The sequence below is a fragment of the Ruegeria sp. E5 genome, from assembly GCF_056534105.1.
Genome location: NZ_JBQFPA010000006.1, coordinates 18,414 through 39,314 on the forward strand (window position 1 = coordinate 18,414; position 20,901 = coordinate 39,314).

The 20,901-nt window shown below is 57.5% G+C and carries 21 protein-coding genes and 1 tRNA gene; 4 read left to right on the forward strand and 18 right to left on the reverse strand.

Annotated elements, in window-relative coordinates; all coding sequences use genetic code 11:
- Positions 1 to 90: 90 nt before the first annotated feature.
- From ACR0BI_RS19410 to ACR0BI_RS19430, 5 genes are all read right to left on the reverse strand, one after another.
- Positions 91 to 2,772, reverse strand: a complete 2,682-nt coding sequence (locus ACR0BI_RS19410; RefSeq protein WP_170664170.1) for an arsenate reductase (azurin) large subunit — start codon at positions 2,770 to 2,772, stop codon at positions 91 to 93.
- 13 nt (positions 2,773 to 2,785) lie between these two features.
- Positions 2,786 to 3,355, reverse strand: a complete 570-nt coding sequence (locus ACR0BI_RS19415) for an arsenate reductase (azurin) small subunit (RefSeq protein ID WP_170425700.1) — start codon at positions 3,353 to 3,355, stop codon at positions 2,786 to 2,788.
- 5 nt (positions 3,356 to 3,360) lie between these two features.
- Positions 3,361 to 4,545: a cytochrome-c peroxidase gene (locus tag ACR0BI_RS19420; protein WP_480504086.1), complete on the reverse strand. Its 1,185-nt coding sequence runs from the start codon at positions 4,543 to 4,545 to the stop codon at positions 3,361 to 3,363.
- Between the two features lie 11 nt (positions 4,546 to 4,556).
- Positions 4,557 to 5,660: a cytochrome c peroxidase gene (locus ACR0BI_RS19425; protein WP_170398482.1), complete on the reverse strand. Its 1,104-nt coding sequence runs from the start codon at positions 5,658 to 5,660 to the stop codon at positions 4,557 to 4,559.
- 162 nt (positions 5,661 to 5,822) lie between these two features.
- Positions 5,823 to 6,077 (reverse strand): BolA family protein, encoded by a 255-nt coding sequence (locus ACR0BI_RS19430; RefSeq protein ID WP_170398480.1) that lies wholly within the window; start codon positions 6,075 to 6,077, stop codon positions 5,823 to 5,825.
- Positions 6,078 to 6,184: 107 nt separating this feature from the next.
- Between ACR0BI_RS19430 and ACR0BI_RS19435 the strand changes: the two genes are divergently transcribed.
- The gene (locus ACR0BI_RS19435) at positions 6,185 to 6,808 is read left to right on the forward strand and encodes a DnaJ domain-containing protein (RefSeq protein WP_170398478.1); all 624 of its coding nucleotides are present in this window, start codon (positions 6,185 to 6,187) and stop codon (positions 6,806 to 6,808) included.
- Positions 6,809 to 6,841: 33 nt separating this feature from the next.
- Here the strand turns inward: ACR0BI_RS19435 and dld are convergent, their stop codons facing one another.
- From dld to ACR0BI_RS19450, 3 genes are all read right to left on the reverse strand, one after another.
- Entirely contained in the window at positions 6,842 to 8,524 is a 1,683-nt protein-coding gene (dld, locus tag ACR0BI_RS19440; protein ID WP_480563077.1) for a D-lactate dehydrogenase, read from the reverse strand.
- A 14-nt stretch (positions 8,525 to 8,538) separates the two neighbouring features.
- Positions 8,539 to 10,605: a TRAP transporter large permease subunit gene (locus ACR0BI_RS19445; protein ID WP_480563078.1), complete on the reverse strand. Its 2,067-nt coding sequence runs from the start codon at positions 10,603 to 10,605 to the stop codon at positions 8,539 to 8,541.
- 128 nt (positions 10,606 to 10,733) lie between these two features.
- Positions 10,734 to 11,786 (reverse strand): TRAP transporter substrate-binding protein, encoded by a 1,053-nt coding sequence (locus tag ACR0BI_RS19450; protein ID WP_170513809.1) that lies wholly within the window; start codon positions 11,784 to 11,786, stop codon positions 10,734 to 10,736.
- Positions 11,787 to 12,116: 330 nt separating this feature from the next.
- Here ACR0BI_RS19450 and ACR0BI_RS19455 point away from each other — a divergent pair, with 330 nt between their 5' ends.
- Complete coding sequence (locus ACR0BI_RS19455) at positions 12,117 to 12,890, forward strand: FadR/GntR family transcriptional regulator (RefSeq protein ID WP_170408227.1); 774 nt, start codon at positions 12,117 to 12,119, stop codon at positions 12,888 to 12,890.
- Between the two features lie 56 nt (positions 12,891 to 12,946).
- On the opposite strand, the gene ACR0BI_RS19460 is transcribed toward ACR0BI_RS19455, so the two are convergent.
- The 10 genes from ACR0BI_RS19460 to ACR0BI_RS19505 all read right to left on the reverse strand — a co-directional run bounded on the left by ACR0BI_RS19460 (position 12,947) and on the right by ACR0BI_RS19505 (position 19,657).
- Positions 12,947 to 13,708, reverse strand: a complete 762-nt coding sequence (locus ACR0BI_RS19460) for a hypothetical protein (RefSeq protein WP_480563079.1) — start codon at positions 13,706 to 13,708, stop codon at positions 12,947 to 12,949.
- Positions 13,709 to 13,852: 144 nt separating this feature from the next.
- Entirely contained in the window at positions 13,853 to 14,446 is a 594-nt protein-coding gene (locus ACR0BI_RS19465) for a GNAT family N-acetyltransferase (protein WP_480563080.1), read from the reverse strand.
- A complete protein-coding gene (locus tag ACR0BI_RS19470) occupies positions 14,439 to 14,837 on the reverse strand; it encodes a ketosteroid isomerase-related protein (RefSeq protein WP_480563081.1) in 399 nt (132 codons plus the stop codon). The genes ACR0BI_RS19465 and ACR0BI_RS19470 overlap by 8 nt, the downstream gene beginning before the upstream one ends.
- Before the next feature lie 2 nt (positions 14,838 to 14,839).
- A complete protein-coding gene (locus ACR0BI_RS19475; RefSeq protein ID WP_170398460.1) occupies positions 14,840 to 15,292 on the reverse strand; it encodes an arsenate-mycothiol transferase ArsC in 453 nt (150 codons plus the stop codon).
- Positions 15,293 to 15,295: 3 nt separating this feature from the next.
- The gene (locus ACR0BI_RS19480; protein WP_170398457.1) at positions 15,296 to 15,775 is read right to left on the reverse strand and encodes a UPF0262 family protein; all 480 of its coding nucleotides are present in this window, start codon (positions 15,773 to 15,775) and stop codon (positions 15,296 to 15,298) included.
- 98 nt (positions 15,776 to 15,873) lie between these two features.
- Positions 15,874 to 17,175, reverse strand: coding sequence for a histidinol dehydrogenase (gene hisD / locus ACR0BI_RS19485; RefSeq protein ID WP_480563082.1), 1,302 nt, complete (start codon positions 17,173 to 17,175; stop codon positions 15,874 to 15,876).
- A 60-nt stretch (positions 17,176 to 17,235) separates the two neighbouring features.
- Positions 17,236 to 17,757, reverse strand: a complete 522-nt coding sequence (locus ACR0BI_RS19490; RefSeq protein WP_170636901.1) for a GNAT family N-acetyltransferase — start codon at positions 17,755 to 17,757, stop codon at positions 17,236 to 17,238.
- Complete coding sequence (locus tag ACR0BI_RS19495) at positions 17,754 to 18,230, reverse strand: DUF2948 family protein (protein ID WP_170425681.1); 477 nt, start codon at positions 18,228 to 18,230, stop codon at positions 17,754 to 17,756. Before ACR0BI_RS19495 ends, ACR0BI_RS19490 begins: the two co-directional genes overlap by 4 nt.
- On the reverse strand, positions 18,227 to 19,495 hold the full coding sequence (gene murA / locus ACR0BI_RS19500) for a UDP-N-acetylglucosamine 1-carboxyvinyltransferase (protein ID WP_170398447.1): 1,269 nt from the start codon (positions 19,493 to 19,495) through the stop codon (positions 18,227 to 18,229). Before murA ends, ACR0BI_RS19495 begins: the two co-directional genes overlap by 4 nt.
- Positions 19,496 to 19,501: 6 nt before the next feature.
- A complete protein-coding gene (locus tag ACR0BI_RS19505) occupies positions 19,502 to 19,657 on the reverse strand; it encodes a hypothetical protein (protein ID WP_170398444.1) in 156 nt (51 codons plus the stop codon).
- Between the two features lie 86 nt (positions 19,658 to 19,743).
- Between ACR0BI_RS19505 and ACR0BI_RS19510 the strand changes: the two genes are divergently transcribed.
- Together ACR0BI_RS19510 and ACR0BI_RS19515 are read left to right on the forward strand one after the other, a co-directional pair.
- A tRNA-Thr gene (locus ACR0BI_RS19510) sits at positions 19,744 to 19,818 on the forward strand.
- 79 nt (positions 19,819 to 19,897) lie between these two features.
- Positions 19,898 to 20,509 (forward strand): DUF6538 domain-containing protein, encoded by a 612-nt coding sequence (locus ACR0BI_RS19515; protein WP_170625443.1) that lies wholly within the window; start codon positions 19,898 to 19,900, stop codon positions 20,507 to 20,509.
- The last annotated feature ends 392 nt before the right edge of the window (positions 20,510 to 20,901 follow it).

Sequence of the window (20,901 nt, forward strand, 5' to 3'; positions counted from 1 at the left end):
TTTCCCAACCGAAGCCTGCCTTCCAGGTGGTCCCTTCTGCAGCGGGACCGGACCCGAGGGGCGGCATGGCGTCCGCCCCCCGGAAAAGCGTCAGGCGATGTCGCGCGGCGCGAAGGACATCGTGCGAAACGAGGTCTTGTAGGGGCTCGGACCCAGCTTGCGGACCTTGGCAACGCCCATCTTGTAGTTGTAGTTGCCGCTGATCCAGTCGACGATCCGGCCCTCAAGCGCGTTGGCGGGCTGCTGCATGTGCAGGAAGTCCATGTAAACGACGCTTTTCTTTATGGCGGGCGTAACCATGGCCACGGCGGTGATCGCCGCTTTGGTCAGTTCGATATGCCCATTCTCCATCAGTTTCGAGAACTGGAAGTCGTCGCCTTCCACACCCAGCAAAGTGTGCTTGTTGCCCGGAACACGTTCCGAGTAAACCATCACGTAATCACCGTTTTCGATGCCACGCTCGGCCGCATCGTCGGGGTGAATCTCGACCCAGTTTTCCGGCCAGCGCTGCACGATATAGGGGCGGCGGCGGTCGTCGAAACCAGACTGCCAGCGTTCGTTGATCCGACCGGATGTGGCCCACAACTCGCCTTCGTCCTTGTTGGGTTTCAACCATTCCCAGTAATCCGAGAACAGGCCCCACGGCGATTTCTGGATGTTGCACTTGCCGGTCTGGCTGTTGAAGTGCGTCAGCTTCTTGTTGAATACATCCGCACCAGCCGCACCGGTATCAGGCAGCGTGCGGGTTGTGTCATGCAGACGCTTGGTTTCAATCAGCGTGACACCGTCGGCATCCAGCATGACCGGGCATTGCACACCATCGGTGCCGAATTCTCGGACCTTCTGGTGCAGACCCTTGCCCTCTTTCTTGGCTAGACGGAAGACCGCGTGGAAGTCCTTGCGCGACCCGCGCGTAAAGCGCACGGCCTCTTCGGCAACCTCGTTCGAGTTCTGCCAGTCGAACCCGTCAAAGCCCATCCGCTGTGCCAGTTGCGCAATGATCCACCAGTCGGGCTTGGCCGCACCGGGCGCATCATAGAACTTCTGGTACAGGCGCAGGCGGCGTTCGCCGTTGGCGCGCAGAAAGTCCTCTTCGCCCCAGGTCGCTGCGGGGAACACGATGTCGGCATAGCGGTTGCCGATCGGATCTTGCAGATAGATGTCCTGGTTGATGACCACCATACCGCCGCTGTCGGCGCGGGCCTTCAGCGTGTCGATCATTTCTTGCTTGTCGAAAGACGCAATCTGATGCGGGTTGCGGACGGTCAGTTCCTCGAACTTGTCAGCTAACTGTTGCGAACCACACATCGCCTGAATCCATGTGGTGCCGATCACATGGGCCATACGGGTATGACCTGCAATCAGATACCGGTCCGTATCCATGGCGCGGCGACGGCGACCCGGCAGTTTCTCGGGCGACTTGTTGCGCGGGTATTTCCCGCCCTTCACGCCGCCCCGCTGGTGACCACCGGCCCGGCCAATCACCTGACCCGGACGACCACCACAGCCGCAGATGATGCCCAGAGCCGAGATCGCCTGCGTGTTGCCGGTGTTGTTCGACCAGTAGAACCCTTTCTCGATCATGACCGAGGTCTTGGGCCGGGTGCCATCCGCCTTGGGCTTGGCAAGCCATTCGGCGGCAGTATAGATTTTCTGCACGTCGATCTCGGCCATGGCTGCAGCGGTTTCAGGCGCGAATTCGTCCTGCGACAGCAGCCATTCTTTCCAATCCTCAAAGCCTTTGGTCTGGAACTTGCCCCAGGTCGTGCGCCACTGCCATGGCGTGTTGCGCGTACCCTGACCGAAGCCCGACGAGCTTTCCCATTTGTTGTTGACCCATTTCTTGATCCAGTCGCTGTCTTCCCAGCCATTTTCCACGATGACGCGGGCGATGGCGTTGACGACCAGAAGGTCGGTGCCGGGCAGAACGTCGATATGCAGGCCACCCATCTTTTCAGCATGGGCCACACCGGCAGACCGGCGCGGAATCAGATAGATCTCTTTCTGACCGTTCTGCATCCCCTTCATCATCCACTGGGTATATAGGATAGTCTTGGTCTCATACGGGTCGGTGCCACAGACCAGAAGGGTTTCCGCATCCCGCCAGTCCTCGTACGAGGGACCAAAGTTGTCGAAACCCGCGTCCCGGAAACCGGGGGTCGAGGTCACGTCGGACGGCGTGTCGTGGAAGGTGAAGTTCGCGGTGTTGATATGGCGCAGCGCGTATTTCGAGATCGCATAGGTGTTCTCGATATATTGATAGCTGAAGGTTTTTACGCCATAGGCATTGGTACCGTGCTTGGCGATCACGTGGTTGCCCACCTCAGCCGCAACATCCAGCGCCAGATCCCACGGAACCGGCATCAGCGTGCCATAAATTCGCATCAGCGGCGTCTTCAGACGGTCACGAGTGGGCGTCTGCGGGTTGTAGCATTTCTGCGCGATACACCCGCCCCGCAGAGAGCTGTCGCCGTCGGTGTTGACGTATTGCGTGTCCTTGTCGGGGATGATCACAACGTGGTGCGGCTGACCTTTGTGCAGGACGATATTGTGTTGGTTCGGCGCGACCCAGGCACCCAGCGGTGCAACGGGGAAATCCTCGCCAAAGGCGTTCTCGTCCGCGGTGGGGCCGCCGGGTTTGGCCGTCACGGGCCAGCGATAGACTTTGTAACCACAAGCCACGATGCAGTAGTCGCAGGCGGTCGAGATGACCTCGGCCCCTTTGGGCGGCAGCGGAACGTTGGTTTCGGGTACGTAATACGGGGTTGCCATGATTCCGCTTCCCTTATGCAATGAGGTTGTCGTAACGGCCGTAGATCAGGCCGAACATGCCAACGGCGTAGATGTCATCGCCGTCCAGTTCCAAAAGGACCTGCGGCAGCGACTGATAGGCCTGCCCCGAGACGAGGATGCCGTGCCGTGTCACGTCATAGGTGGACAGGTGCAACGGGCACGGGCCCAGCACCTTATGTTCAGGCTTGTAGCTGTCATACATCGACCCGCCCTGATGGGTGCAGGTGAGGTTGAAGGCCACAACATCCTTTTGCGGACCAATGCCGCCGCCGCTTTCCACGCCGGTTTTCACAAGGATCGAGTCCGAATAGTCGCCCTCGTCCGGGTAGTAGAACTCGACCGGCACATCCTGTTCCAGTTCGGACAGTTTGCCGATCAGCTTGCGCGGATAGGTCGATACCAATGCGGGCACCTGTTCGGCCTGACCGTGGCGGGTAGGCATGGTCACCATCACGGCAAAGGTGGTGGCACCCGAGGCGAACAGGAACTGGCGGCGGTTCACGGTGCAGGCCTTTTTGGCCTCGCCCGAACAGCTGCATCCGGTTGCGTTATGATCTTTCATGACGCTTACTCCTCTGCTGCCGCGGGAAGCGGCTGGTAATCCGGCAGATCAGGTTCTTCGACCAGAATCTCGTCACCGGACAGGGATTTCAGGAAGGCCACCAGATCCGCTTTTTCTTGATCATTCAGGCCAAGGGGTTGGATCAGCGGAGATTTATTGGCCGAGAACTCATTCTCGCCGCCGCCCTGGTTGTAGAACTCGACCACATCCACAAGCGTCTCCAACATGCCGTTATGCATGTAGGGTTCGGTATAAAGGGTGTAGCGCAGGCTTGGCGTGCGGAACTTCCCCTTGTCGGCCTTTTCCTTGGTACGGAAATAGAAGCCGGGGTCGTCCTTGGTGTGGCGGTACATTTCTTCGGTCGAGCCTTTGGCGTAAAGCTCATACCGGAAGGTCACTTGCGCCAGACCATCGTCCTGCCAACCGTCATAGGCGGGCACACCGGTGTTGTAGTATTTTTCATCCGACAGCAACGCACCGTTATGGCATTCGGAACATTGCGCCTTGCCGGTAAACAGTTCCAGCCCGCGTTTCTGTTCGTCGGTTAGCGCCGCATCATCCCCGCGCAGATAGTTGTCGAAGGGCGTGTCGGTCTGAACGATGGTCCGTTCAAACGCTGCGATGGCGCGCCATGCGTTGCTGATGCGCGGCCATTGATCGCCGAAGACATCGTTAAAGCGTTCGACATATTCGGGGACAAAGGCCAGACGGGCCTCCATCATGTCGGCCTCGCCGTTGCCGGCGACCGCACCGCCTGCGGCGGATTTGGCCTGGCTCTCAAGGCTTTTCGAGGAACCTGCCCAGAACAGCTTGCCGTAATAGGCCGAGTTCACGATGGTCTGGCTGTTGCGCCAGTGGGTCGTGCCCGGATAGCCGAACGAGATCGGTGCCTCGACGTCCCAGCCGACATCTGGCATGTGACAGGCCGAACAGGGCGTCGACGGATTCCCGCCAAGACGGGCATCAAAGAACAGCATCTTGCCCAGTTCGATCTTGGCGTCGGTTTGCGGGTTGTCCAGCGGGATCGGCGGCTCGCCCAGCGCCACCAGCGGCGAGTCTACATCGGGGTCTGCGCCGCCGATACCGGCCTCAATCTCCATACTGGTTTCCGCAATGGCCTGCGAACCAAGAACGGCAAACAGGGCAGCGGTGGCGATTGTGCCTGACAGGTAAGACTTAAGGTCTTTCATGGGTCCACTCCTCAGTTTGTCGCGTCTTGCCAGTTTTCGATCGGCGCATAGTCCGTATCGATATCCTCGGCGACGAAGTCGGGGCCGGTCAGCGGGTCGCCGGACAATGTCTTCAGGAAGGCCACCAGCTGCGCTTGCTCGGTCTCGTTCAGGTTCAGCGGCTTGATGCGCGGATCCTTGTTTTCATCGTCGCCGCCACCGGCGTTGTAGAAGGCCACCACGTCTTCGAGCGTCGCAATCGAGCCGTTATGCATATATGGCGCGGTATAGGTCAGCTCACGCAGCGTGGGGGTCATGAACGTGCCGAAGGTATCGGCGGTGTGAGTGCGGATATACGCACCGGGGTCGGCGCGCAGGTTCATGTAATTCTCGACGCCGAGGAACTTCATCATGGTCACAAAGGTGATGTGACGTTCCGGGGTCGCCCAGATATCGGGGTTGTCGCCCACGCCGATATTGTGCGGCAGATCATCCGTGAACCGCTCGCCCGAGTGGCAGGAATTGCAGCCGCTGGCATTGAACAGCTCATAACCCGCCTTGGCTTCTTCCGACATCTCGCCTGTATCGAACGGCGCGCCGCGCGAAATCAGCGTTTTCAGATATTCCGGGATGGCGTTACGGACCCCGCCGTTCGACGGCTCGCCAAATCCGGCGGCTTCGAACATCTCGACATAAACCGGATCTTGCTTGATGCGTTCCTGCATCAAACGCATATCCATGTTCATCGAGTATGTCTCGGTGATGCTTTCGCGGGTCGCGTCGTTGAGGTTGGTGCCAATGCGCCCGTCATGGAACCACGCGGCGCGCTTGGCGCTGTTAATCAGCGTCGGCACGTTGCGGAAATGCAGGCTGCCGGCATAGGCATCCGATAGGGCCTGCCCGTCGGTAAAGCCGTTTTCCGGCTGGTGGCAGCTGGCGCAGGACAGTTCGGTGTCGCCAGACAGGCGCGGGTCAAAAAACAAACGTTTGCCAAGTGCCGCCTTGGCTTGGTCGAACTCAATGGCTTCTACCGGGCCCGGCTGTTCCGCCTGGGCATGGTGAACCGGGAACGCAACACCCACCGACAGCAATGAAACTGTCGACAGTGCCGAGAACCACGTTCTGGCTTTGGTCATCATTTAAAAAGCCCTCATTATCCGCAAATCTGATCGCTCCGGTTAACCGGAGATCGACGAGGCGAATATTAGAGGGTCATGTATCGCGATGCCTTGATCGAGATTAAATCCGCAGAGAATTGGCGACGTAATCGTCGCTTATCTGAACCAAGGCCGCGACTGTCAGACGTCGATATCCAGAGCAAGCGCATGGATACGGGGGACTATATCCCCCAATGCCGTATGTACTGCGCGATGGCGGGCAACGCGGGATTGCCCCTCGAAAGCCGCCGAACGAATAAGGACGTTGAAATGACTCTCACCGCCCTCCTGATATCCAGCGTGACCACGATGGCTCTCGCTGTCGTCAACCACCTCCAGCTCACGCGGGTTAAATGCTGCCTGCAATCGTTCACGGATTTCGTCGGTCACGCTCATTTTTATGCTCAACGGCAAATAAATTGCCGTCCCCCTCTTCTACTTTCGGCTGCTTAGATTAAACTGCTGCCTCCGAGTCGAAAAGATGCCTTCGTGAGGTTGTGCAGATGGTAAAGTCAGATCCCTTCGGATTCGATATGTCCGTGTCGAGCGCTAAGAAAAAGAAGCCGCGCGGCCGTCGGGGTATGTCAGGTGCGTCCGAAACTTCGGTGCGAATCTGTGATCATGAGGGCTGTGAAGAACCCGGTAAGTTTCGCGCGCCCAAAGCTCCGGACGTGCTGGATGATTTTTTCTGGTTCTGCCAGCAACATGTGCGCGAATATAACCAGAAATGGAATTTCTTCGACGGCACCACCGAGGCCGAACTGAACGCGCAGCGTTCGAAGGACAAAGTGTGGGAGCGTGAGACCAAACCGATGGGCGACCCTGAGGCCCGTGCCTGGGCACGTCTGGGGATCGAGGACCCGCATCAGGTTCTAGGCGAAAACGCCACCAAAAATCCCGGCCGCGCCAATTCCGGCGGTCGACGCCTGCCGCCGACCGAGCGCCGCGCGATAGAGATCCTCGAAGCGCAAGATAGCTGGTCGAAGGCAGAGATTCGCAAAGCCTACAAGAAGCTGATCAAGGTGCTGCACCCGGATATGAACGGTGGTGACCGATCTCAGGAAGAGCAGTTGCAAGAGGTCGTCTGGGCCTGGGATCAGATCAAGGACAGCCGCAGCTTCAAGTAGTATCCAACGGATACGGGTCAGCAGCGTTCCGTCTCACGAATAGTGCTTGTTGCGGGACATCTTTCCGATTCCCGGGTTCATACTGTTCGTGGGATCGATCGACTTGTAGAAAGCTGCCAGATCGGGTTTGGCTGCATAGAGATGGCCAACATTATGTTCCGCCGGGTATTCAGCGCCGCGTTTGTCCAGCAACTTTAGCATTGCGGCCTTCAACGCGTTCGGGTCTGCGTCTTTCTTGACGATGTAATCCTGATGCAGAACATGACACATGAAGTGGCCATAGTAGAGTTTGCCGACCAGTTGATCCGCGATCTCAGCTGGCAAGTCTTCGAACCAGTTGACGTCATTGCGGCGCAGCGCGATATCTAGGGCGATGATATCTTCCACTTCGGCTGCATGAACCTTCATATAACGAATGGCTGCACCTGCGGCAGCAAAACGATGTAGCCCAGCGATTTTTGCCTCACGCAGGTCGCATTCAAAGAAATCCAGCTTGTCTTCGGCAGTCATGTCATTGAGTAGATCGCGCGCTTCATCGATACCGCCATCGCGCATTTTGAGTATCAGGTGATGCGGATACCGATCCCGATAGGCCCGCATCCGGCGCGGCAGGATATCGGGCCAAAGTCGCATCGCGAACTGCATGAAACGATCGGTAAAATTGCCGAGAACCGGAATGCCTTCTAAACGCGCGTCCACCGCGCCCTTCAGCGCAAAGAAAGTGGGCAAACGGTCGGTTCCCAACTTGTCAATCATCACCATGGTGTCTTTGCCATAGCGGTCAGAGATATCGAATACCTCCTCATGCATGTATTCAGCGCTGACCGGCAGGGTTTTGAAGTCGGACAGGATGCGACGGCGCAATTCCGTGAATGCCTCGGTGTCGTGCGCCCCGACGTAGAAAGTACGTTCTGCTTCGTTCTTGGCATATGTATCCAGCCGAACCGCAAAAACCGCCAGTTTACCCGCGCAGCCCGCTGCTTCGTATAGACGCGACTTATCAGCGTTAAAGCGTGCTGGCGTTTCAGCATCCACATTACGCACCCGACGGGCGTAATCGGTGTCAGAGGCTTTGCGATTGTCGGTGTCGATATCAGTTGCTGAGAAATCACCGTTCTGCAGCCGGGTCAGGATTTCTTCGGGTGTATCACCCAACTGCATGCCCAGATGATTGACCAACTCAAGCTCGCCGTCCTGAGTGATCCGCGCGTACAGTGACAGCTCGGTATAGGAGGGGCCGCGCTCGACCAGCGAACCGCCCGAGTTGTTGCACACCCCGCCAACGACTGAGGCACCGATGCACGAAGATCCGATCACCGAATGCGGCTGGCGGCCAATCGGGTCCAGCAGCTTTTCCAGCGCAAACAGTGTGCTGCCCGGAAAGCTGATGACCTGCTTGCCATCATTGATCAGATGCAGATCGTCCATCCGCCGCGTGTTGATCAACACTACATCACGATCGTAGCTACCCTTGGGCGTAGACCCTTCGGTCAGGCCGGTATTGGCGGCTTGCATGATGACAATTTTGTCAGCGGCAACACAGGCCTGCAGCACCTGCCATTGTTCCAGCAGCGTAGCGGGCTGAACCACCGCGAGCGCGTCCCCTTCACCCGATCTGAACCCCCGGCGAAAGCGGCGGGTGCTGCGCGACGAAGTCAAAACGCGCCGCCGCCCACAAATGGCCTGAAGACGCTTGATCAGATCGGCATCGTTCATCCCGCTACCCTCCGTTAATACGCGACCGAGGGCAACCACGTGGCCAGTTGCGGCCACAAGAAGACAAAGAACAGGCCGGTCAGCTGCAGGATCACGAATGGGATAATCCCTTTGTAGATGTCAGTCAGGTTGATCTCGGGCGGGCAGACCCCTTTCAGATAGAAAAGCGCAAATCCAACCGGAGGTGTCAGGAAAGAGGTCTGCAACGTCACCGCCACAAGGATTACGAACCACACCAGCGCAGGTTCATCGATGACACCGAAGCCGTCGATATCCAGACCCAGCCCGTTCACGATGGGGCGCATCAAGGGCAGAACGATGAGCGTGATCTCGATCCAGTCCAGCACGAAGCCCAGCAGGAAGACGATGAACAGGATCATGAAGACAGTGCCATTTGGGCCGAGCCCGGTACCGTGGATCATATCCTCGATCAGCGCGTCGCCGCCCAGTTCGCGCAAGACATAGGAGAACACTGTGGCACCCAGGAAGATCGCGAAGATATAGGCGGTGGTGTTGAACGTTGCTTTCAGCACATTCACCAGCTTGGCCAGCGTCAGCTTGCGATATCCCAGCGCCAGCAGAGTGGCTCCCAACGCGCCCACGCCCGAGGCTTCGGTCGGTGTGGTCAAACCCGCGAAGATCGAGCCCAGCACGGCGAGGATCAGGGCCAGCGTCGGCAAGACTGCAATCAGCACGTCCTTGACTGCGTTCCAGTCAGGACGGGTTGCGCCTTCGGGTACTGGGGCCACGTCGCGTTTGATCAGGGCGATGACAAAAATATAGGTCAGGTAGAGCGCGCCAATGATCACGCCGGGGAACACCGCAGCCATAAATAGGTCGCCGACCGATAGCGCCATCTGGTCCGCCATGATGACAAGCATGATCGACGGCGGGATGAGGATGCCCAGCGTGCCTGAAGCGCTGACCACACCGGCGGCCAATGAGGGGCTGTATTTCTGCTCCATCATCGACGGCAGCGAAAGCACGCCCAACAGAACCACAGACGCCCCAATGATCCCGGTCGAGGCGGCCAGAATGATGCCGATCATCGTTACCGTGATCGCCAACCCGCCGCGCACCGTGCCGAACAGGCGCTGCATCGAGGACATCAAACGCTCGGCCACACCGGATTCGTCCAACATCAGGCCCATGAAGATGAACATTGGCAGCGCCACCAGAACCGCATTTGACATGGTGGCATAGACCCGGTTCACCACCGCGCCCAGCGTCAGATAGTCCAGACCGGTCAGCGTTTCCTCAAGCCCGGTCCAGTTCATCATGCCATTGTCGAACAGATAGGCCAGACCGCAATAGGCAACGCCAACCCCGGCCAGCGTCCACGCCACCGGGAATCCGGTGAACAGCAACGCGATGAAGGTCAGGAACATGGCGATGACCAGTTTTTCCTCGGTTGTTTCAACCAGGAAGGTCAGCGCTGTTGCGACCACAGCAAAGCCCAGAAGGGCCCAGATGATCAGGCGCAGGCCCTTGCCCTGACGCTCTTCATCCAAATTCATGAATAGCGCGTGCACGTCGTGAATCAGCCGCGCCGCTGCAGCCAATGCTAGCAATACAAAACTGGCCGGGATCGCACCTTTCAAGGCCCAACGCGCGGGCAGGCCGGTGGGGCTGTCCGAGGATTCGTTGACCCTCCAGCTTTCGTAGAAATAGTCATAGCCCTGATCGATCATCAGATAGATGAACGGCACGAGCAGGGTGAAAATTCCGATGATCTCGATAATCCGCCGCGCACGCTGGCTGAGTTGCATATGCAGCAAGTCCACTCGCACATGGCTGTCGGTGACCAGCGCATACGAGATGCCGACCATCGTCACCAACCCGTAGAAATGCCACTGGATCTCGTCTAGTTTGGGATAGTTCTGGTTCAGTAGATAGCGCATCGCCACCTGTGAAACGATGGCCCCAACCAGCAACAGGTTGGCCCACATGACCACATGACCTACCGCTTTGACGCCGTTGTCGATCGCTACTGCCAGCTTTTGACGGTCGGGCTCACCATGCTCAAGGATACTTTCATAGACTTCAATCGGGTCGTCCTGATGACGCTGTGTCTCGGCCATGGTCTCCTCCTCAAGAGTTTGGCAGTGGGGACGTGAATGCGCCCGGGTCGTTGGGGAAAATAAAGAAAATCAGAAGGGTCCGAGGGCGGCGGAAGGAAGCCGCCCCCGGACAATCGCAAGTGGCAAATTTACTTGCGGGGGAGGAATGCGTTCTCTTTCCAGACCGCATAACCGTCACGGAATTCGTTCATGTCGGCCAGAACCTTGGCAAAGAATTCGTCGTTGGCGGCCTGTTCTGCGGCAACCTCTTCCCAGGTCGCGCGGAAGGTCGACAGCATCTCGTCGTTCCACTGCTTGATCTGAACACCATTGTTTTCAACGTTGTCCAGCAGCGCAGCGTGTTGGATCGCCTCACCTTCGGCAAAGCTGTCAGCCATCGAAGCCTTACAGGCATTTTCGATGATCGCTTTGTGCTGATCGCTGGCTTCGTTCCAGACGTCCTTGTTGATCATCAGTTCAAACACCGTCGCTTGCTGGTGCCAGCCGGGGAAGTAGTTGTACTTGACCAACTTGTGGAAGCCGAGGCGTGCGTCGATGGCAGGCATCGAGAATTCGGTCGCGTCGATCGCGCCTTTTTCCAGCGCCGGGAAGATTTCACCTCCGGGCAGGAGTGAGGTGGCCACACCCAGCTTCTGCATCACTTCGCCACCCAGACCGAAAAAGCGCATTTTCAGGCCGTTCAGGTCTTCGGGGCTGTTGATCTCATTCGCGAACCAGCCCGAGGTTTCGGGGGCGATGATTGCGCAGGGAATGACATGGACGTTGAAGCCTGCCTGATCATACATCTCCTGATACAGGTTCATGCCGTTGCCATAGTACAGCCACGCCATGTATTCGCCCGCCTCAGGGCCAAACGGAACGGCCGAAAACAGCGGTGCGGCCGGAATCTTGCCCGCCCAGTAACCGGCGGTCGTATAACCCGAGTTGATCTTGCCTGAAGACACCGCATCCAGAATTTCAAACGGCGGGACCAGCTTGCCCGGTTCGTAAACCTTCATCTTCAGCGTGCCGCCGGACATCAGGTCCAGCTGTTCGGCCACGCGCGGGATCGGCGAGCCGAGGCCCGGTAGAGCGGTTGAAAACGCGATTGGGGTTTTTAGCAGCATCTTATCCGCCGCGTGGGCAACCGGGGCTGCCAACAGCGAGGCCGCAACGGCAAGCGATGTCAGGGTGGTCTTCATGGGTTCTCCTCCAAGGTAAAGATCAGCCGGTGGTCTGGCTGTCACTCTCGCCGCGAGCACGGCTTAAGTGGTAAATATTGTTTACCTTATCATTCAGTCAACAATTTTATTTACCAATATGGCTACGCCGTTGTGATGTGGCTCATAACCAAGATTGACCTTTCATAACCCGGAATTTTCGAATAATTTTGTGACACTCAATAAAAACAAACGCTTATACGCGCAGCGAGTATCCGTATTTTTGGGTAGTTTTTCTTGCAATGTCGAAAGCTAGTGGTAAATATTATAAACAACTTCGACGATCTCTAATCTAACTACCGGACAGGAATTATGAGCACGAACAGCCTCTTTGATCCCGTTGGTCACGAATCAATTGCCGATGCGGTCGTCGCACAAATCGAGACAATGATTGTTGATGGAATCCTGAAAGAGGGTCGCAAAATCCCGTCTGAACGGGAGCTTGCGGAAGCCCTAGGCGTTTCACGCCCCAAGCTGCGCGAAGCACTCCAAATCCTCGAAAATCGCGGCTTGGTGACCGTGCGACATGGCGAGGGCACCTTTATCGCCCCACTGACCGGTCGTGCCATGTCGCCCGCCCTTCTGTCTCTCTATGCCCGGCACGGCAGTGCTTTCTACGATTATCTTGAATACCGGCGCGAGCAAGAGGCCTTTGCCAGCCGCCTCGCCGCACAGCGCGCCACACAGTCCGACAAGGAACGGATTGCAGAAATCATCGATGAAATGCAGCGAGCCTGGGAGAATGACGATCAGGATGCCAGTGAAGAGGCTGATTTTCGACTGCACGCCGCCGTTGTCGATGCGAGCCAAAACACGACCCTTATCCACATGATGGCATCCATCTATGACCTCACGCGCCAAGGCGTGTTCTACAACCGCCGCTTCCTGCGCTCGATGGACGGCACGGGTGAAGCACTGCTAGATCAGCACAAGGCAATCGCGCAGGCCATCATCGATGGCGACCCGGACCGCGCAGAAACCGCCGCACGCACGCATATGGATTTCGTCGAGGATTCATTTCGCGTTGGACAAGAACAACAAGCTCGCGAGATCCGCGCAGCAAAACGGCGGCAGTTTTCGGATTGAGGTCAAAAACAGAGGCGTATTTTTTTGTTCTACGGAAAAGTCTCCCGCACGACGTACTAAGTCTTGGCTTTGCCTTTCTCGACCGGTTCTCGCCTCAGGCACTTTTCCAAGTCTACTTCCAATGCACTGAGGTTTATGTCTCCAGCTCGCAGAGCGTCCACCTCATTGGCTCCTTGCCTCGTCAAACCAAGGTTTTTGAGCAACGTGTTCCAATCCGGTACGTCCCGCTTCAATCCCGCGCGCAGCAAAACCTCAATTTTTCGAATGTACCAAAGGGTCAGAGAAGACACACGAATGTCGGGTGGAGTGTCCACAGGTACATGGGCGGCAATCGCAGCGCTTGCGCACGCCATTGACTCGGATGCCACGTAGAAAGCCTGCGCCGCGCTGTTAGGGTTTACGTATTTAACGCCTTCATTGATCAAAGCTCCACCGGCCAAGACCAAGGCCAAGTCTTTCCCTGAGATCGAGGCCGCACTTCCAAGCGCGGCACCGCCTGCTACAGTGATCAGTGCCGCCGCTGTCAGGTCCCGATTGCGCGCTGCTTCGTCGCCCAGCCTTTTGTAGGCATCTGAAAGTTGCAGCGCATAATACGACGTACGAATAGGACCGCGTTCAAGCAACAGGCTTGTGGACTGAAATGTTTTTGGTGCCGTTTCAAACGCACCCCCGATCCCTAAAGCGTGCTGGATAACGTCTCCCGATGTATTCGACAGCACGGTTTGCTCGGCATTAAAGGCCCTGTTCTCGTAGGCACAACCGGTGATCAAAGTCAGCGGCACCAAGGCCGGAATCAGGCGATTGAAAACGGACTTCATCAAATTTCCCCATGAAAACGCGCAATTGAATAAGTGAAACTATACAATCACAGGGTGTTTCAGGCAAATTCGGCCGCACATGTCATCGCCAACTCACAATGCCACAACCCGTTTCAAACACCCGGCGCGATGCGCATGGATGGCTTATAAATCCCGAATCCAGAATTGAAGCGGCTTTTGGGTTTCGCAATCGTCGCCTCGATCCTTCCACGAGAATTGCGCCACGACGCCAGGAAGTGGCGCATATCCCCGCGCGCGCCAGAAGGCATCCAACGGGCGGTAATGATCTGGTCGCATGGGGTGGTCGTCAGGGCGTACTACACTGCAGAAGGCGCTTTTGGTGAATCCCATCGCATGGGCGTGGGCTTCGCGCAGATCAAAGAACGTATGGCCTGCGCCCTGCCCGCGATACTCAGGCAGCAGAACCGATTCTGCGCAATAGAAGATATCGCCCAGCGACAGGCCCGAGCCTTCGAACGCGGCCGCGAAATCGTCGGCGTGATCCGTCAAGGGCGCACCCGTCGAAGCACCCACCAAAGTATCACCGTCGAACGCTCCGACAACGATGGCCCTGGCGCTATCGACGTAAGACTGCAGGTATTTCCGCTCATACTCCAGATCGCCATCATAGAGATATGGCCAGGCGTGAAATACGTCGATCCGCAGGCGCGCGACTTCATCCAACGCGTCGACCAATGTCGATCCGGTCATTGCGCGGACCTGCGAAATCTCAGCCATTCGAGACCTGTTTGGTCCAGTCCGCAAGGTTGTAGAACGTGGTCACGCGGGTGATCTTCCCGTCGTTAAGGTCAAAAAACGAACCCGCAGGCAAGCGGTAGGTCTGCCCATTCGCTTCTGGCAGACCTTCATCAGTTTCCAGATAGGTTCCGTTGACGATGAACTCAGCCGCGGCACGGGTACCGCCTTCGGCCTCGAAGATCACGATATCCGTCAGGTTCTCGCGGTAGCAGCGGTTCATATGCGCGCAGAAGGCGGCAAATTTCTCTTTGCCGACGCGAATCTGACCTTCGTTGACATGATGGGCCACGTCATCCGACAGGCAGGCCAACATGCCATCCACGTCACCGGCATTGAAGGCATCAAAATAAGTTTTCACGGTCGGGTTCATGGTCACTCCGTCGGTTCACCCCAGCGGTCTTTCAGATGCGCGATGATCTGATCTCGGGTTTGTCGATAATGACGTAGCTTGTCCTCGCGGGTTTCACCTAGTCCGGTAGGGTCCATAATTGGCCAATAATCGACATCGAGGTGAAAAAAACGCGTCAGTTCCAGCGCTTTTCGCTGGCTGGCGGGTGACAGGGCCACGATCAGATCAAATGAACTGAGGTCATCGCCCCATTGCTCCATTTCGTCAAAAGAACGCGAGCGGTGACGGGACAGCTCAACGCCAATCTCCTGACAGGCTGCGATGCAGAACCCATCGATCTCCAGATCGTTATGCACGCCAGCAGATTGCACATAGGTGCCGGTGCCGTAAAACTTCTTCATGATGCCTTCGGCCATGGGTGACCGAACCGAATTGTGGTCGCAACAGAACAGAATGGACTGCGGCAGAGGCGTCACCCGTTAGCCTCCAAAATGAAGGACGCAGATGAGCGTAAAGAGGCGGCGGGCAGTATCAGTATCAACCTCAGCTTTGCCTTCCAGCCTTTCCTGTAACACGCGGCTGCCTTCGTTGTGGATGCCGCGCCGAGCCATATCGATCGTTTCGATCTGGCTGGGCGGCAGTGTTTTCACCGCATCGAAATAGCTCTCGCAGATCTGAAAATAGTCTTTTACGACCTGCCGGAATGGACCAAGCGACAGATGAAACTCAGCCGCCTTCTCGCTGGCTTCGGTGGCGATATCGAAAACCAGTCGCTTATCACGGATTGATAGCTGCACATGGTAGGGCCCGTCGGGGATCATCCGATCGTCGCGTGCTGGCAGCGTGAACGAGTTATCTTCAAGCAAATCATATATGGCGACCTTCCGCTCCTGCTCGATCTCCGGTGTCGGCGGGGGCAGATTTCGGTCGTCCAGTTCGATATGCGAAATACGGGTCATCTTAACGGTCACAATCCTTGCGTCTGCACAGACCTATAACAACGATTTTCATTGAGCAACGTACAGAAGCGCCATGCGCGCCAAGTCATTGCGTCACTTCAGCCATTCAGCCGGTTAAGGCGCGCCGAAACGGACAGGCCATGCGCTTCGAGGCTTTCGGATTGCGCAAGCGTTTCAGCCGCCGGGCCGATGGCGCGCAAAGCTTCGGGTGTCATCTGGCTGAGCGTTGTGCGTTTGAGAAAATCCATCACGCTAAGGCCAGACGAAAAGCGCGCCGAACGCGCTGTGGGCAGCACGTGATTGGGGCCGCCGACATAATCGCCAATGGCTTCGGGCGTGTACTGGCCAAGGAAAATGGCACCGGCATGGATCGTTTGCTGGCTTAACGCCACCGGGTCGGCCACGCAGAGTTCCAGATGTTCGGGCGCGATGCGGTTGGACAACGCGGCAGCCTCGTCCAGATCGCGCACAGTGATTACGGCACCAAAGTCGCGCCAGCTGGCTCGGGCGATGGCGCGGCGTTGCAGGGTCTCAAGACGTTTTTCCACCGCTTGCGTCACGGCTTGACCAAATTCTGCGTCATCCGTGATCAAAATGGACTGGGCGCTTTCGTCATGCTCGGCCTGGCTGAGCAGGTCCAGCGCGATCCAGTCGGGGTCGTTGTCCTTGTCTGCAATGACCAGAATTTCCGAGGGGCCCGCGATCATGTCGATGCCGACTTTGCCGAATACACGGCGTTTCGCGGCGGCCACGAAGGCGTTGCCCGGGCCGGTGATCTTATCGACCGGCGCAATGGTTTCGGTGCCATAAGCCAGCGCGGCCACAGCTTGCGCGCCGCCGATGCGATAAATCTCATCCACGCCCGACAGTTGTGCCGCCAGCAGGACCAGCGGGTTTGCCTGACCCTCAGGTGTGGGGACGACAATGGCCAACCGGTCTACGCCCGCCACCTTCGCAGGTATTGCGTTCATAAGAACCGACGACGGGTATGAAGCCAATCCGCCCGGCACATAAAGCCCCGCAGCCGACACCGCCGACCAGCGCCAGCCGAGTGTTGCGCCTGCCTCATCGGTCCACTGATGATCCTCGGGCATCTGCTTTTCGTGATATGCACGAATGCGTTCTGCAGCCAGTTCCAACGCGGCGCGGTCCTGGGGCGTGACCTGCGCGACGGCCTCGGCGATCTCATTGGATGAAAAGGCCATGGTCTCGGGCGTCAGCTCCAGCCGGTCGAATTTCGCGGTAAGTTCGATCACCGAAGCATCACCACGGGTCCGCACATCATCGATGATCTGCGCCACGACCGCATCCACATCGGGGCTGTCCTCGCGCTTGGCGGACAACAGCGCCTGAAATGCAGGTTCGAAATCGGCGGAGGTCGTATCGAGGAAAGCGGGCATGTGAGAGACTCCGGAAGCGTTTCAACGGGTCTTATCGCCCGGGCCGGGTGGCCTCAACCCTTAGGCCGCTGGGTGCAGCGATTTGCGCATCGGGAATTGGGGGATGCCGTGCCATTCCGTCGGGTCGCCGACATCATGCCAGCCGTGCGCCAGATAGAACGAATGTGCCGTTTTGGTCGCGTGCAGATGCGCCTCAGAGGCGCCACGTGCTTGCAGTTCCTCTTCCAACTGGTGCAGCAGCGCTGCTCCGAGCCCGCGCCCTGCGTGATCGGGATCGACATAGAGCAGAGATATCTCACCCTCGCCACTTAAACCGCCCACTGCAGTAACCACTCCCACTTGCGTAGCGACCCAAAGGATTGCTCCATTATCGATCCAGTTTCGGACCGAAGCCGGATCCTTATTGGCAGACCAGCGGGAAAGGTTTTCGGGATTATCTAGATGATCCGCCCGACAGAGGTCACGGATCGATCGGATCAGAACACGGCTGATGTCGAATACATCAAACACGGTTGCCCGCCGCACCGCGATGCCGCGTGGCGGATTCGGGAAGGCCTGAGCGATGCCACGTTTATTCTTCACTCGGGGTGATGGGGCGCTTGTCCAGAAGGCGCCTTGTAGGGACGCGTCACATCCTTGAGCGTTGCATCGATGGCCTCAACCGACAGGCGGATCGCGCCGTCGCCTGCCAAGGTCAACAGGATTTGTCCCGCACCATCCTCGCTTGACTCGAATTCGACCGAGAGCAGAGACAGGATCATGTCCTTGTCGCTGCGGTCGATGCCCTGACTGGCTACCGACAGAACCGAGCCGAACATCAAAACGGCCTGCACCCGCTCGTAGGCGCGACCGCGCCGGGCAGCGGCATCCTTGTCTTCCCAACGAAAGCGATTGAGCAACAGCGCAAAGCGGCGCTGGCCGGGTTGCCATGTCATCTCGGTCACCGGGAAAACCGCATCCTGCGTCAGGGTCGCAATCACCTGGAGATCATCCGCATCCTCGGCTCCAAGGTTCAGCGGTGCCTCGCGGCCATCTTTGAAACTTGCGTCTGTCATTGACCCTTAATCCGTTCGATCTTTGCGCCCACGCCTTCCAGCTTGCGCACCACATGTTCATATCCGCGGTCCAAATGATAGACCCGACTGACAACCGTCTCACCTTCCGCCGCCATTCCGGCAAGGATCAGCGAGACCGAGGCCCTCAGGTCTGTCGCCATCACCGGAGCACCTTTCAATCGTTCGACCCCGGTTACGGTGGCCGTGCCGCCATGTACCTCGATATTCGCGCCCATGCGCACCAGTTCGGGCGCATGCATAAAGCGATTCTCGAAAATACGCTCTTCAAGCACGGACACACCCTCGGCAGTGCACATCAGCGCCATCATCTGCGCCTGCAGATCGGTCGGGAAGCCGGGGAAGGGTTCGGTGACCACATCGACCGAGGTCACACGCCCGTTCTTACGAGAAACTTTTAGCCCCTTGTCGGTTTCGGAAACACTGATCCCCGCCGCATCCAGCTTGGCAGCGAAGGATTCGACCAGCGACATGCGCCCGCCCAGCAGCTCAACCTCGCCCCCGCAGATCGCCGGGGCCAGCATATAAGTGCCCAGCTCAATCCGGTCGGTCACCACCTGATGGGTCGCGCCGTGCAGACGATCGACACCCTGAATTTCGATGGTCGAGGTCCCCTCACCCGAAATCTGAGCGCCCATCTTGCGCAAGCATTCGACCAGATCGACAATCTCGGGCTCGCGCGCGGCGTTTTTCAGCACCGTGGTGCCCTTGGCCAGCGTGGCGGCCATGACGATGTTCTCGGTCGCGCCAACCGAGGCAAAGCGCATCTCATGCACAGCACCTTTCAGCCCGCCCGACGCCTTCGCGTGCAAATAGCCATCTTTAAGCTCGATCTCGGCGCCCAGCGCCTCAAGCCCTTCGACATGCAAATCCATCGGGCGCGCGCCAATTGCACATCCACCAGGTAGCGACACCACGGCCTGCCCCAGCCGCGCCAGCATCGGCCCCAACACCAGGTTCGAAGCGCGCATTTTTCGCACGATGTCATAATCCGCCGTGTGGCTGTTCAGGTCATGGCTGGACATCGCAATGACCTGACCATCCTGCAGCGAAGACACCTCGGCCCCCAGCGACCGCAGCAGCGCCGTCATGGTCTTGATGTCACTCAAACGCGGCGCATTGGTCAACGTCAGCGGTTCTTCGCTGAGCAAGGTCGCGGGCATCAGCGTCAGACATGCATTCTTGGCCCCCGCAATGGGAATCTGCCCGTTCAGCGGGCCATTGCCCGTTACCAGAATCGAATCCATTTGCTCTTATCCCTCGTCCTTGCCGGCTTTGTCCCCGGAGGTGGCTCGCGCCTTGGCCTGAGCCTTTCGTCGCGCCATATTCGCTTTTAGCGCCGCCTTTAGACGGTCTTCGCGCGTTTCCTCGGACTTGCCGTGTTTTTTAGGTGAATTTTTGTCTGCCATTGCCTTTCTCTACAGGAGTAGAAAAAAACCGTCCAGACACCCTTGCGCCGCGTTTCGTTTGAGTCTAATCACCCGCCCACAGCGCTGCTGCTGTAGCTCAGAGGTAGAGCACTCCCTTGGTAAGGGAGAGGTCGAGAGTTCAATTCTCTCCAGCAGCACCATGATTTCCTTATCTTCATCAGAAACTTACGATAAAACAGCGGCTTGCGCTTGCAGTCTCCTACATAGGAGTTCTACACAGTGACGCTTATCATGCCTACACCAGGCAAAGACAAAAACAGCGGAATATACTACATCAGGGTGCGAGTTCCGGCGGACCTTAAGGGAATCTTCGACCGTGCCGAGGTGTCAAAGTCACTCCGCACCAGAGACTCTGCAGAGGCCAAAGAGAGATTTGCGGCTGAATACGCCAAAATCCAAAAGCAGTGGGCGTGCCCGCGGTCAAAGCCTGAAACCCTCCCTTTGAAAAAGATCGTTGCTCTTTCTGGTCGCGTGTATTTCCGCCTGATGGAAATGCTAGATAGTGAACCGGGTGAACCTGAGATATGGAACCGTGTACTGCACCTGAGCCAACAAGCGGAAGCTACCGAAGGCGGCATTAAAAAATGGTACGGAGATGTCGCTGACGAGATACTGGCGGAAGAAGGTATTGCTGTAGACGAACCGACGCGTGCGCGATTACAACGTGAAGTCCACAGGTCTTGGATGCAGGCGGCTAGCCAGCAGTTGAAGAGAACGGAAGGCGATTTCACCCCGGACCCTCAGGTCATGCGTTTCCCCGAATGGGAACCCGAAGGCGTATTAAAAAAGGCGGCAGAAGGCCCAGCACTCACCCATCTCACGGAGCGGTGACAGAAAGACCACCTGAGCTACGGGAATGTATGCAACGATTGAGACTTCGCTCATAAGAAAGACACGTTGGCTGCCTATCCGGAGCACGAGGATATCTCTCGAGTAAGGCCTAAGGACATTGCAGATTAGTGTGACTACCTTCGAGACGAAAAAGGATTGAAGCTACCGATGGACGATCAATAAGCGCCCTTTAGGTACCGACGAGGTGCAGTTCTGTCTTTGCACTAATGCATGCCGCTGCCGCCTCATGGAACTAAAGCGGTACGTCCACATGGGTGATGACGTGGTGGACGATTATGACGACTTTGAACCAGCTGCGGAATGGCCAGGGCCTGGGCTGAGATCTCCCGTCAAGGTGCCAGACCGGTCTATTTCAATGTGATCCCTACGGG